We start from the raw sequence: 11325 nt of genomic DNA, 5'->3' as shown, positions 1-11325 counted from the left end.
TGAGCTGGTGCGGACGGATCCGCGGGGTGTTACGGCAGGGCGTGCACGTGGGTGCCGACCGAGTTGGACCACTGGTTGCCGTTCTTGGCGTCCCAGTTGGTCGACCAGGTCATCGCGCCGCGCAGCGTCGGCCACTTGGTGGCCGGCTTGAAGGTGCCGCAGCCGGTGCCCTTGGTCAGGCAGTCGATCGCGTTGTTGACCACCGACGGGTCGACGTAGCCGGAGCCGGCGCCGCTCGTCGAGGCGGGGAGTCCGAGGCCGACCTGGGACGGGTCGAGCCCGCCCTGGATGACCGTGCAGGCCTGCGTGGTGATGAAGTCCACGGAGCCCTGCGAGTAGACGCCGCCGTCACAGCCGTTCATCGAACCGCTGTTGTAGTACTGGGTGTTGACGACGGTCAGGATGTCCTTGATCTTGAGCGCGGTGGCGAAGTAGGCGCTCGAAGGGGAGAGCATGTCGATCGTCTGCGGCGCCATCGTGATGATGAGCCCCGAGCCCGCCTTGCTGCTCAGGCTGCGCAGCGCCTGCGACATGTAGGTGGCGTTGAGGCCGTTCTCCAGGTCGATGTCGACGCCGCTGAACCCGTACGTCTGCATCAGCGAGTAGACGCTGTTGGCGAAGTTGTTGGCGGAGGTCGAGTCGTTGATCGACACGGTGCCGTTCTGGCCGCCGATGGAGATGATGACGCGCTTGCCGGCCGCCTGCTTCGCCGCGATGTCCGCCTTGAACTGGGCGACGGAGTAGTTCAGCGCCGGGTCCAGGTTGAAGGTGACCCCGCCGGGTGTGCCGGAGGCGTCGGCGAACGACACGGCGATGATGTCGTACTGGTTCTGCACCTGGGCGATGGTCTGGACCGTCGCGCCGTTGTTGAAGTTCTGCCAGTACCCGGTGAGGACGTGCTTGGGCAGGCTGCCGCTCGGGGGAGTGGTCGGCGGGGTGGTGGGAGGCGTGGTCGGCGGTGTCGTGGGGGGAGTGGTTGGCGGGGTGGTCGGCGGTGTCGTGGGCGGGGTCGTCGGGGGTGTGGTCGGGGGCGTCGTGGGAGTGCCGCCGGGACCGGTCAGGACGACATCGTCCGCGAAGTACGCCGGCTGCGCGTACCAGCCGTTGAGGTAGACGGTGACCGAGGTGGTGCTCGCGCCGGTCGTGAACTTGGTGCTCAGCTGCTGGTAGGAGCCGGCGGACGGCGTCCACGTCGAGACGTCCGAGGTGCCGGTGCCGCTGGCGCCGAGGTAGACGTACGAGCCCTGAACCCAGGCGCTCAGCGAGTACGCGGAGTTGGGCTTGACCGCCACGGTCTGCGAACACTTGGCGTTGTCGGAGCCGCTCGGGCTGCCCTTGAGGGCCGAGGACCCGCCGTGCACCGGGGTGGACACGGCCGCACCGCTGCCCGCCGTGCACGTCCAGCCGGAGAGCCCGCTCTCGAAGCCGGAGTTGCTGATGAGGTTGGTGTCGGCGGCCTGCGCGGTCCCGACGTTGGCTATCGCGAAGCCCGCGGCCACCAGTGAGGCGGCTCCGACGGTGGCGAGGGCCGTACGCGCGGCTTTGGGTCTCCGATAAGCATGAGATGCACGTTCCACGACTGCCTCCTGGGGGCAAGGAGTTGGGGGGTGGTGGGGAATGCGCAAGAGGGTTGGGCGACGCGCCCTGCGTGGGACCAAGTTGGTCCAGACCAATGAGGTTGTCAAGACCTCTGGCCTTCACAGGTCGTTCATGCAGCGGATCCGTGCGTTCACCGATCCTGATCCGCGACTTTCCGCACTCATTCCGCTACACATCGATAGGCTGGCGCACGCGATCCGGCTGGTGAACGGTCCTTGCGCAGGACAGGAGGGCTGCGGATGTCGAGCGTCATAACGGTCACGGCGGACGATCTCGCCGTGCCGCTCGAGCAGCATGTCGCGCGCACCTCCGCCGCGCTCGACGCTTACGGGCACCTCATCGCCCTCGCCTCGGCCGATCCCGCCGACCCCGCGCGCCGCCGGCTGCACACCGTGCGCGCCGCGCTCGAGGCGGACCGGATGGCGATCGTCCCCGTCGACCTGCCGCCGCTCGCCGCCGCGCTGCTCACGGAGCAACTGCGTCAGCTGGCCGGAACCGACCTGGGGCCCGGCGTGCTCGCGGGTGCGGCCCGGCTGCTCTCGTACTACCTGTACTCCGGCGCGCTGCTCGGCTCGGTCAGCAAGCTCGACCGGGTGCCGGTCACGGTCGGCAAGCACCTCAAGTCCCTCGTCCCCGGACGGCACTTCGCCGTCATGGCGCACCCGGAACCGGGGCTGTCCGAGGCCGGCTCCGACGCAGTCCCCCCGGGGCCGGGCTTCCTCACCCAGCTCGCCGTGGCCGGGCACGGGCTCGACGCGGGCTGGGTCACCGGCACGCTCGCCCCCGCCTGGCGCTCCCAGCACATCCGCGAGGTGCCGCTGCCGGACGGGTCGGCACGCTGGTGGGGCACCGGCCGGCTCGTCGAGTTCACCGCGTACATCGCCGACATCGGCATCCTGTACCAACTGGTGACGTCGGTCCGCCGGGACACCTGCCCGTGGTGCGGGCTCGAGGTGATCGGCGACCAGTGCCTCTTCTGCTCGACGCGGCTCGGCGGCCGTGCCGAGGGCGCGCACCGCTCCGACCGCTCCGACACGTCCGGCGGCCCGGGCCGCTCCGGCGGGCGGAAGCAGGTGGCGGCGGGTGCGGAGCAGCCGTTACGCCGTCCTCCGCAGCACCAGCGCCCGCTGCCGAACCCCAACCGCCCCCAGCTCGAACCCCATAAGCGATAGGTCTGCCTGCCGATGAATTCACGTCAGCGACGCGGTGTCGTCCTCCTGGTGGTCTCCGTGGTGTGCGCGGTGGCGGCCTTCGCGGGGGTCGTCACGGTCATCGGCAACGCACGGTCGGAGGTCGGGCCCAAGGTCACGGCGTACCAGCTGACCAAGGACGTTCCGGCGTATCAGGCCGTGACTTCGGGGCAGTTGGAGAAGGTGCGGATACCGGAGAAGTGGCTGCCCGACACCGCCGTGCGCGACCTCGCGTCCGTCCAGGGGATGGTCGCCACGATCCCGCTGAAGCGCGGCTCCCTGCTGGAGTCCGGCATGGTCGCGGCCAGGCCGGTGCTGCAGCCGGGCCAGATGGAGATCGCCATCATGATCGACGCGGAGACCGGCGTCGCCGGCAAGATCACCCCAGGGTCGAAGGTCAACATCTTCGCCACCTTCGCGGGCAAGAAGGACACCGACCCCGACGTCTCGAAGATCATCGTCACCGGTGCGCGGGTCATCGACGTCGGGGAGATCAAGGCGTTCGACAAGAACCAGGAGTCCCAGCGGCAGGCCGCCCAGGGCGTGCCGATCACCTTCGCCCTCGACGCGGCCGACGCGCAGCGCGTCGCGTTCTCCGAATCCTTCGCCCGTCACGTCCGGCTGGCGCTGATCGCCCCGGGCGACGAGCGCGCCCCGGCCGAGAGCGACCGGACGTACACGCTGCTGGGCGACGCGGCGGCCAAGCGATGACGGGGCACGAGGGTCACCGCCGTCGCGCCGTCGCGACGATGCCGTTCACGGCCGCCGGCACGGCGGCCGCCACCGACCGGGGAGGCCGTCCATGATCGTGAGGATCCTGTCCGGCACCGCTGATCCGGATGCCGCCCGCGCGCTGGCCGGTCTGCTGCACCAGCTGCCCGGCGCGGAGCCGGGCCCCGCGCTGCCCGACTCCACGCTGCTGCTCGACACCCTCGCCCGCGCGGCCGAGACGGGGATCGACGAGCTGCCCGAGGTCGTCATCGTGCACGACGGCATCACCCCGATGCCCGCGCTGGAACTGATACGGGAGGTCGCGCTCCGCTTCCCGGCCGTCGGCGTCGTGCTGCTCACCGCCGACCCGAGCCCGGCCGTGCTCTCCGCCGCGATGGACTCCGGCGCGCGCGGCGTCATCGGGCTGCCGCTGTCGTACGACGAGTTGGGCGCCCGCGTCGAGGCGGCCGCCGCCTGGGCGGGCGGAGTCCGCCGCCACCTCAGCCCGCAGCGCGCGCTGCCCGCCGTGGCCGGCGGCACCCTCGTCGCCGTCGCGGGCGCGAAGGGCGGCGTCGGCACCACCGTCACCGCCATCCAGCTCGCGCTGGCGGCGCACGCCGCCGGCCGGTCCACCGCCCTCGTCGACCTGGACCTGCAGGGCGGCGACATCGCCTCGTACCTGGACGTCCAGTTCCGCCGGTCGATGGCCGACCTCGCCGACATCGCGGACATCTCGTCGCGCGTCCTGCACGACGCGATGTACCTCCACGAGTCCGGGCCCGCCCTGCTGCTCGCCCCGGGCGAGGGCGAACGCGGCGAGGACGTCACGGACCGCTCGGTGCGGCTGGTCCTGCACGCGCTGCGGCAGCGGTACGAAGTGGTCGTCGTGGACTGCGGCACGCAGCTGACCACAGCGAACGCCGTGGCCGTGGAGACCGCCGACACGGCGTTGCTGGTGACCACCCCGGACGTCGTCGCCGTCCGCGCCGCCAAGCGCATGGTGCGGATGTGGGACCGGCTGCAGATCCGCAAGCCGCAGGACACCACGGCCGTCGTCAACCGCTACACCCGCTCCACCGAGATCCAGCCGTCCCTCGTCGCCCGCATCACCGGCACCAAGGTCGCGGCGTCCGTCGTGCCCGCCGCCTTCAAGGAGCTCCAGTCCGTCATCGACGCCGGACGCCTCCACGACCTCGACAACCGCTCCACCGTCAAGCAGGGCCTGTGGGCGCTGGCGGCCGAACTCGGCCTCGCCGTCGGCGGTCCGCAGCCCAAGGCGGCCAGGCGCGGCCGGCGCGGGGCTCTGCGCGACGACCGGGGCCAGGTCGTCCTGGAGACCCTCGGCATGACGCCGATCATCCTCATCACCCTGATCCTGGTCTGGCAGGCGGTCCTCGCGGGCTACACGTACACGCTCGCCGGCCACGCGGCGGACGAGGCGGCACGGGCGGCGGCGGTGGGCCAGGACGCGGCCGCGGCGGCGCAGCGGGACCTGCCGAGCGCGTGGAACGGCACCACGGCCGTCGAGCGGGGCGGCGGCAAGGTGACCGTCACCGTCACCCTCAAGGTCCCCGTGCTCTTCCCCGGCGCCATCGACTTCCCGTTGACGGTTCACGGACATGCGTCCACGGTGGACGAGGAGGCGAAGCGGTGACCGGAACTCGTGGACGGCGCGCACGGCGTGAAGGGCGTGAAAGCTGGGACCGGCGTGGACGCGGCGAACGCGGCTCCGCGTCCCTGGAGTTCCTCGGCGTCCTGCCGATCCTGCTGCTCATCGCCCTCGCCGGGATCCAGCTCGGCTTCGTCGCCTACGCCGCCAACCAGGCCGGCACCGCCGCCAGGACCGCGGCCCGCACCGCGGCGCTGCGCGCCCCGCACCCGAACGCCGAGGACGCGGGCCGCAACGCGGTGAGCGACTGGCTGCGCGACGGCACCAGCATCTCGCCCCCCTCGGACGACGGCGACTCCGTCACGGCGACCGCCGTCATCAACATCCCGTCCGTCATCCCCGGCGTGAGCATCTTCGGTCCGGTGCGGCGCAGCGCGACCATGCCGAAGGAAGACACCACACCATGAGCCTGCGCGCACGCCTCGCCGTCACGGAAGAGGCCACCCCCCAGACCCAAGAGGGCCACATGGTGGCCGTCTACCGCACCAAGCTGCTCCAGGAGATCGACCTCGCCGAGATGTCGGCGCTCGCCACCGCCGAGCGCCGGGCCCGGCTGGAGCGCGTGCTCGGGCACATCATCAGCCGCGAGGGCCCGGTCCTGTCGACCAAGGAGCGCGCGGGCATCATCCGCCGCGTCGTGGACGAGGCGCTCGGGCTCGGCATCCTCGAACCGCTCCTCGAGGACCCGACCGTCACCGAGATCATGGTCAACGGGCCGGACAAGATCTACGTGGAGCGCGGCGGCCGGGTCGAGCAGGTCGCCGCCCGCTTCTCGTCCGCCGAGCAGCTGCTCCAGACCATCGAGCGCATCGTCTCGACCGTCAACCGCCGCGTCGACGAGTCCAACCCGATGGTCGACGCGCGGCTGCCGAGCGGTGAGCGCGTCAACGTCATCATCCCGCCGCTCTCCCTCAGCGGCCCGACGCTCACCATCCGGCGCTTCCCGCGCGCCTACACCCTGCGGGAGCTGATAGCCCTCGGCACCCTCGACGAGCACATGCTGATGCTGCTCTCGTCGCTGGTCCGCGCCAAGTGCAACATCATCGTCAGCGGGGGCACCGGCTCGGGCAAGACGACGCTGCTCAACGCGCTGTCCGGGCTGATCCCGGACGGCGAGCGCATCATCACCGTCGAGGACGCCGCCGAGCTGCAGCTCCAGCAGGACCACGTCATCCGGCTGGAGACCCGCCCGCCGAACGTCGAGGGCGAGGGCCGCATCACCATCCGCGACCTCGTCCGCAACTCCCTGCGCATGCGCCCCGACCGCATCATCGTCGGCGAGGTCCGCGGCGGCGAGACCCTCGACATGCTCCAGGCGATGTCCACCGGCCACGACGGCTCGCTCGCGACCGTCCACGCCAACTCGGCCGAGGACGCGGTGCTGCGCCTGCAGACGCTGGCCTCGATGAGCGAGGTCAAGATCCCCTTCGAGGCGCTGCGCGACCAGATCAACAGCGCCGTGGACGTCCTCGTGCAGCTCACCCGGCATGTCGACGGCACCCGCCGCATCGTCGAGATCGCCATGCTCTCCTCCCGCGGCCGCGACGTCTTCCGGCTCACCAGCGCGACCCGCTTCCGCGCCGAGCCGCTCGGCGCCGACCGCATCGTCCGCGGCTGGTACGAACACCACCCGCTGCCGCGCCAGCTCGCGGAGCGCCTGTACCTGGCCGGTGAACACGTCCCGGCCGCCTTCGGCGTCGGCGCCACCGAGCTGGAACTCGACATCCGGGAGGCCAAGTGAACGACCGGCTCCCGCTGATCGTCATCGGCGCCGCCCTGCTCGCCCTGACGCTGGGCGTCTGGGGTCTGCACGCCTGGTCGGGTGGCCGCGCGGAACGAGCGGCCCTCGTCGAGCGCCTCGCGGGCGAGCCGGGCGACATCGGCCGCCACGTCCCCTTCGCCGCCCTCGACCGGCGGGTGCGCGCCACCGGCTGGGGCCGCCGCCTCGCCGGCCGCCTCGCCTCCACCGGCACCGACCTCACCCCCGGCCAGTTCACCGCGGCCGCCATCGGAGTGGTCGGCGGCGCCTGGCTCGTCGCCGACGTCGTCCTCGCCCCGTTCTTCGGGCCGATCGCCGCGATCCTCGCGTTCTGGTCCGCGTACTCCTTCCTGGAGTGGCGCCGCCGCGTGCGCACCGAACGCTTCATCGCCCAACTCCCCGAACTCGCCCGCGTCCTGGCCAACGCCACCCAGGCGGGCCTCGCGCTGCGCACGGCGGTCGGCATGGCGGCGGACGAGCTGGAGGCCCCGGCGGGCGAGGAGCTGAAGAAGGTCGCCGACGCGATGGCGATGGGCCACTCCGTGGAGGACTCCCTGGCCGAGCTGCAGGAGCGGCTGCCCAGCCGCGAGCTCATCGTCCTGGTCTCCACCCTCGTCCTGTCGAGCCGCGCCGGCGGCTCCGTCGTCGAGTCGCTCCGCAACCTGACGGTCACCCTGGAGGAGCGCAAGGAGACCCGACGGGAGATCCGCACCCAGATGTCCCAGGTCACGGTCACCGCGTACGCCGTCCCCGTCATCGGCATCGGCTCGTTGTTCCTGCTGAACCAGATCATGCCGGGTTCGCTCAGCGCGATGACGGGCTCCAACGCGGGGCGCATCTGCGTGCTGATCTCGCTGAGCCTGTATGCGGTGGGGTTCTGGATGATCCGCCGGATGTCGAGGATCGACGTATGAGACGTATGAGACGTATGAGAGGGGGCGGTTGTTGATGCTGATGATCGGCCTGGCCCTGGCCGCCGCGGTGGCGCTGTGCGCTGTCGGCGTCGTCCACGCGGTAGCCCTCCTGCGCTCCGACGCCAAACTCCCCGACGACCTGATGCTCGCCTTGGAAGTCGGCCGCACCCGAACCACCCGCACCGGCAACGCCGTCGACCAACTCGGCATGCGCTGGTCCCCCATGGTGATGCGCTGGATGGGCCCCGCCCGCGTCGCCAAAATGCGCATGAGGATCGACCACGCGGGCCACCCCCACGGGTTGACCGTGGAACGGTATGCGGCGCGACGGGCGGTGTATGGGGCGCTGGGGGGATTGGCGGCGTTCACCCTCCTCACCAGTGGCCACTGGTTCCTGGCGCTGATCCTTGTCGGATACGCCTGGGGCTGGGCCGACCTGGGCCTGTGGCTGGCCGTCCGCAAACGCCGCGACGACATCGAGCGCACGCTTCCCGACTTCCTGGACGTCCTGGCGGTGGTGGTGAGCGCAGGCCTCGGCTTCCGGCAGGCCCTGGAGCGCGTCAACACGGTCTACAAGGGCCCGTGGTCGGACGAGATCCGTATCGCGCTGCGGCAGATGGATGTGGGGGTCAGTCGTCGTGACGCCTTCGACCAGCTCCGCAAGCGCAACAGGAGCGATCAGGTCAGCCAGTTCGTGAGCACGCTGCAACAGGGCGAGGAGCTGGGCGCGCCCATTGCGAGGACGCTGCTGCAGATCGCCCAGGACATGCGGCGGACCGAGGCGCAGAACGCCCGTCGCCGCGCGGCGCGGACCGTGCCGAGGGCGACCGGGGTCATCACCATGCTGCTGGTGCCTGCGACGATGATCCTGCTGATCACCGGCACGGTCATGGGCTCTCAGATCAACTTCGGCAATCTCCTTGGGAATGGGTGATTCCGCACATGTGTCATGTACGGAACCGCCATATTGGATGCGCCAGTTGGCGCACAAAGGGCTGCGGTTGCACGGGTTTCGGGTGTACCTTTGCAGACGCAACCATATTTGCACCTGCAATCAAGAACGGATCGCTACGGACCGGAACGGTGAGAGGCGGTGCGCCGTGAAGGGTGACGTCGAGTTCGGCGGTCGTAGCGAGCGTGGGAACGAGAGACCGGCCGTCGCATCGGGCGTGGTTGGCGTTCATCAGGTGACAAAGGATGGGGCGATCAGACATGAGCACTTGGGCAGTGAAGCGGCTCGTGGTCACACAGATCTGGATGCGCGAGAAGCTGAGCAGCGACCGGGGGCAGACGTCGTTCGAGTACCTCGGGATCGCTGTCGTGATCGCAGTGATCATCGGCGTGCTCGCGGGAACGACGGACATCGGCACGAAGGTCAAGGACGGCATCACCGGGATGATCAACAAGATCGTGGCGGGCAGCGGCAAGTAAAGCCGTGGCGTCGCGATGAGGGGCAGACCCTCGGTCTCTACATCGTGGCGATGGCAGCGCTGTTCTTTCTCGCGTTCGCCTTCTTCGCTGTCGGACAGGCTTCCGTGACGCGCAACAGCGCCCAGACCGCCGCTGACGCGGCGGCTCTGGCCGCTGCGCGCGAGGCCCGCGACGGTAGTCAGGCCGCTTTCCTTGCAGCTTTGCAGGCGGTTGACCTGCCCGAGCTCGAAAAGCTGTTGCGGGGATCGGGCATGAGCGGATCCGACGGCTGTGGCGCCGCACACGGATACGCCGACGAGAACCATGCCGATCTTGAGCTCTGTGAGCGGCTTGCCAGCCCTGTCGGCTACTCGGTCCGGGTGAAGACCCAGGGCACGGTGGGGACCTCCGTGGTCGAAGGTACGGAAAATGTGCATGCCGGGGCGAAGGCTTCGGCGGTCGTCGAGGCGCGTTGTGTCCTCGATGGGTCGGAAGGTAAGGCAGTCAAATTCATCTGCGCCGGTGAGCCGGTGACCATCGATGCGACGGCGAGCGACTTTCGCCTGGACCTCTCGATGTTCTACTTCGTTCACCTTGCCAGCTGACGGCCGACCGGGCAGAGAAGAAACGGGGATCGATGAACAACCAGCCTCGACGGATGGGTCTCAAGGCCTCAACGGTGGTGGCACTCATGGCGAGCAGCGTCCTGGTGCTGGCTGGCTGTGGCGGTAGCGGCGACAAGAAGCCGGACGACAAGGTGTCTCAGTCCAGTTCCTCCAAACCCGCCGGGTCCACCAGTGGAGGCGCTTCGGCTTCGGCCAGCCCGCCCCAGGTATTGGCCCAGATCAAGGGCGAGAAGAATGTCGAGGTGACCATCAGCTCAGCCATACGTGACACGGGCGGCTTCGTCACGGTGGAGGGAATGGTCACCAACAACGGCACGGAAATCTTCGATGCGACGAATTGGGTTGGCCAGGAGACCGCGCTCAGCCAGTCCGGCGCGTCCATGGCCGGTGCGGTTCTCGTTGATCAGGCGGGCAAGAAGCGCTACTACGTGCTTCGGGACACCGATGGAAAATGTCTCTGCACGATGAAACTGTTGAGCGTTCAGCCCAAGGAGACCCGTCCGTTCTTCGCCCAGTTCCCCGCCCCGCCCACCGCCACCACCTCCGTTGAGTTCCAGTTGCCCACCATGCCGCCCGCCAAGATTCAGATTTCGGAGGGGTGATCGGTCATGGATCGTACGAAGCGACGGGCTGCCGGGGCGGTGGTCATCGTGGTGTCGGTGGTTTCGGTTGCGTTCGCGGGGCCGGTGGTGGTGGCTCGGGCGGATGGGGGGCCTTCGGCTTCGCCTTCGACGGCGGCGCCGTCGGCGCCGGTGAAGGTCGATCCGACGTCGCCGCGGCTGAAGTTGCCCGAGGGGGCGACGCTCGCTCCGGCGAAGGTGCTGGACATCGTGGCGGTCACGGATCAGTCGTCGACAAAGGCGAGCCAGCCGGAACAGCGGCATGAGGAGTCCAACACCTCCATCACGTACGCGCTCCAGGCGGACGTGCTGTTCGGCAAGGACAGCGCCGCGCTGTCGGCGGCCGCCACGTCGCGGATCAAGGCCATCGCGGGTGACATCAATGCGAAGAACGTTTCGTCACCTATCCGGGTCTTCGGGTTCACCGACAACCTGGGCAGCGAGGAGCACGGCGAGGTCCTGTCGAAGCAACGCGCCGACGCCGTCTACGGAGTCCTGGCCAGTGCGCTCGGCTCCGCCGGTGGCGCGAACCGCAGTTTCCAGGTGCGTGGGTACGGCGAGGACTACCCCATTGCGGATAATTCAACCGAAGTGGGCCGCCGTCAGAACCGCCGCGTGGAGATTACGTTCACTCCGTCCGGCGCGTGAGGTGCTGAGCACGCGCTCATAGGCGGTACGGTGTAACTCCCCCCCCTCGGGCCGGTTCGCTCTCCCCCCCTGCGAACCGGCCCGTTTTTTGTTGCCCGCGCCCAGGCGCCCGCCGGAGCCTCAGGACCGGCAGCCGCCCGTCGCCTGGACGACGTGACCGGTGATCCAGTGGGCGCCAT

The 11325-nt window shown here is 69.8% G+C and carries 11 protein-coding genes and 1 pseudogene; 11 read left to right on the top strand and 1 reads right to left on the bottom strand.

What is annotated here, in order from left to right; genetic code table 11:
* Nucleotides 1–29: 29 nt before the first annotated feature.
* Nucleotides 30–1577 carry a chitinase gene (locus O3X23_RS22075; protein WP_443047932.1) on the bottom strand — a complete coding sequence of 516 codons (1548 nt, stop codon included), beginning with the start codon at nucleotides 1575–1577 and terminating at the stop codon, nucleotides 30–32.
* Between the two features lie 261 nt (nucleotides 1578–1838).
* On the opposite strand from O3X23_RS22075, the gene O3X23_RS22070 reads away from it, so the two are divergent.
* From O3X23_RS22070 to O3X23_RS22020, 11 genes and pseudogenes are all read left to right on the top strand, one after another.
* Entirely contained in the window at nucleotides 1839–2771 is a 933-nt protein-coding gene (locus O3X23_RS22070) for a hypothetical protein (RefSeq protein WP_269273204.1), read from the top strand.
* Nucleotides 2772–2783: 12 nt separating this feature from the next.
* Nucleotides 2784–3500: a Flp pilus assembly protein CpaB gene (gene cpaB, locus O3X23_RS22065; protein ID WP_269273203.1), complete on the top strand. Its 717-nt coding sequence runs from the start codon at nucleotides 2784–2786 to the stop codon at nucleotides 3498–3500.
* A gap of 91 nt (nucleotides 3501–3591) precedes the next feature.
* Complete coding sequence (locus O3X23_RS22060; RefSeq protein ID WP_269273202.1) at nucleotides 3592–5154, top strand: AAA family ATPase; 1563 nt, start codon at nucleotides 3592–3594, stop codon at nucleotides 5152–5154.
* Nucleotides 5151–5576 carry a TadE/TadG family type IV pilus assembly protein gene (locus tag O3X23_RS22055; protein WP_269273201.1) on the top strand — a complete coding sequence of 142 codons (426 nt, stop codon included), beginning with the start codon at nucleotides 5151–5153 and terminating at the stop codon, nucleotides 5574–5576. Before O3X23_RS22060 ends, O3X23_RS22055 begins: the two co-directional genes overlap by 4 nt.
* Entirely contained in the window at nucleotides 5573–6910 is a 1338-nt protein-coding gene (locus O3X23_RS22050) for a CpaF family protein (protein WP_269273200.1), read from the top strand. The genes O3X23_RS22055 and O3X23_RS22050 overlap by 4 nt, the downstream gene beginning before the upstream one ends.
* Nucleotides 6907–7842, top strand: coding sequence for a type II secretion system F family protein (locus tag O3X23_RS22045; protein ID WP_269273199.1), 936 nt, complete (start codon nucleotides 6907–6909; stop codon nucleotides 7840–7842). The genes O3X23_RS22050 and O3X23_RS22045 overlap by 4 nt, the downstream gene beginning before the upstream one ends.
* Before the next feature lie 40 nt (nucleotides 7843–7882).
* A complete protein-coding gene (locus O3X23_RS22040) occupies nucleotides 7883–8776 on the top strand; it encodes a DUF5936 domain-containing protein (protein ID WP_269273281.1) in 894 nt (297 codons plus the stop codon).
* Between the two features lie 278 nt (nucleotides 8777–9054).
* On the top strand, nucleotides 9055–9273 hold the full coding sequence (locus O3X23_RS22035) for a hypothetical protein (protein WP_269273198.1): 219 nt from the start codon (nucleotides 9055–9057) through the stop codon (nucleotides 9271–9273).
* A 32-nt stretch (nucleotides 9274–9305) separates the two neighbouring features.
* A pseudogene (locus tag O3X23_RS22030) lies at nucleotides 9306–9857 on the top strand (pilus assembly protein TadG-related protein); the annotation flags it as partial.
* A 32-nt stretch (nucleotides 9858–9889) separates the two neighbouring features.
* On the top strand, nucleotides 9890–10480 hold the full coding sequence (locus tag O3X23_RS22025; RefSeq protein ID WP_269273197.1) for a hypothetical protein: 591 nt from the start codon (nucleotides 9890–9892) through the stop codon (nucleotides 10478–10480).
* Nucleotides 10481–10486: 6 nt separating this feature from the next.
* Nucleotides 10487–11146 carry an OmpA family protein gene (locus tag O3X23_RS22020; RefSeq protein ID WP_269273196.1) on the top strand — a complete coding sequence of 220 codons (660 nt, stop codon included), beginning with the start codon at nucleotides 10487–10489 and terminating at the stop codon, nucleotides 11144–11146.
* Nucleotides 11147–11325 lie beyond the last annotated feature (179 nt).

It is taken from the genome of Streptomyces sp. H39-S7, from assembly GCF_027158205.1.
Classification (GTDB): Bacteria; Actinomycetota; Actinomycetes; order Streptomycetales; family Streptomycetaceae; genus Actinacidiphila.
Note: the sequence above shows the minus strand (reverse complement) of the source record. Positions and strands in the feature narration are given on the sequence as shown.

Excerpts from the sequence above, each read along its gene's own strand:
- O3X23_RS22020 (WP_269273196.1), top strand. The coding sequence starts at position 10,487 with ATGGATCGTACGAAGCGACGGGCTGCCGGGGCGGTGGTCATCGTGGTG.
- O3X23_RS22060 (WP_269273202.1), top strand. The coding sequence starts at position 3,592 with ATGATCGTGAGGATCCTGTCCGGCACCGCTGATCCGGATGCCGCCCGC.
- cpaB (WP_269273203.1), top strand. The coding sequence starts at position 2,784 with ATGAATTCACGTCAGCGACGCGGTGTCGTCCTCCTGGTGGTCTCCGTG.
- O3X23_RS22050 (WP_269273200.1), top strand. The coding sequence starts at position 5,573 with ATGAGCCTGCGCGCACGCCTCGCCGTCACGGAAGAGGCCACCCCCCAG.
- O3X23_RS22025 (WP_269273197.1), top strand. The coding sequence starts at position 9,890 with ATGAACAACCAGCCTCGACGGATGGGTCTCAAGGCCTCAACGGTGGTG.
- O3X23_RS22035 (WP_269273198.1), top strand. The coding sequence starts at position 9,055 with ATGAGCACTTGGGCAGTGAAGCGGCTCGTGGTCACACAGATCTGGATG.
- O3X23_RS22070 (WP_269273204.1), top strand. The coding sequence starts at position 1,839 with ATGTCGAGCGTCATAACGGTCACGGCGGACGATCTCGCCGTGCCGCTC.
- O3X23_RS22040 (WP_269273281.1), top strand. The coding sequence starts at position 7,883 with ATGATCGGCCTGGCCCTGGCCGCCGCGGTGGCGCTGTGCGCTGTCGGC.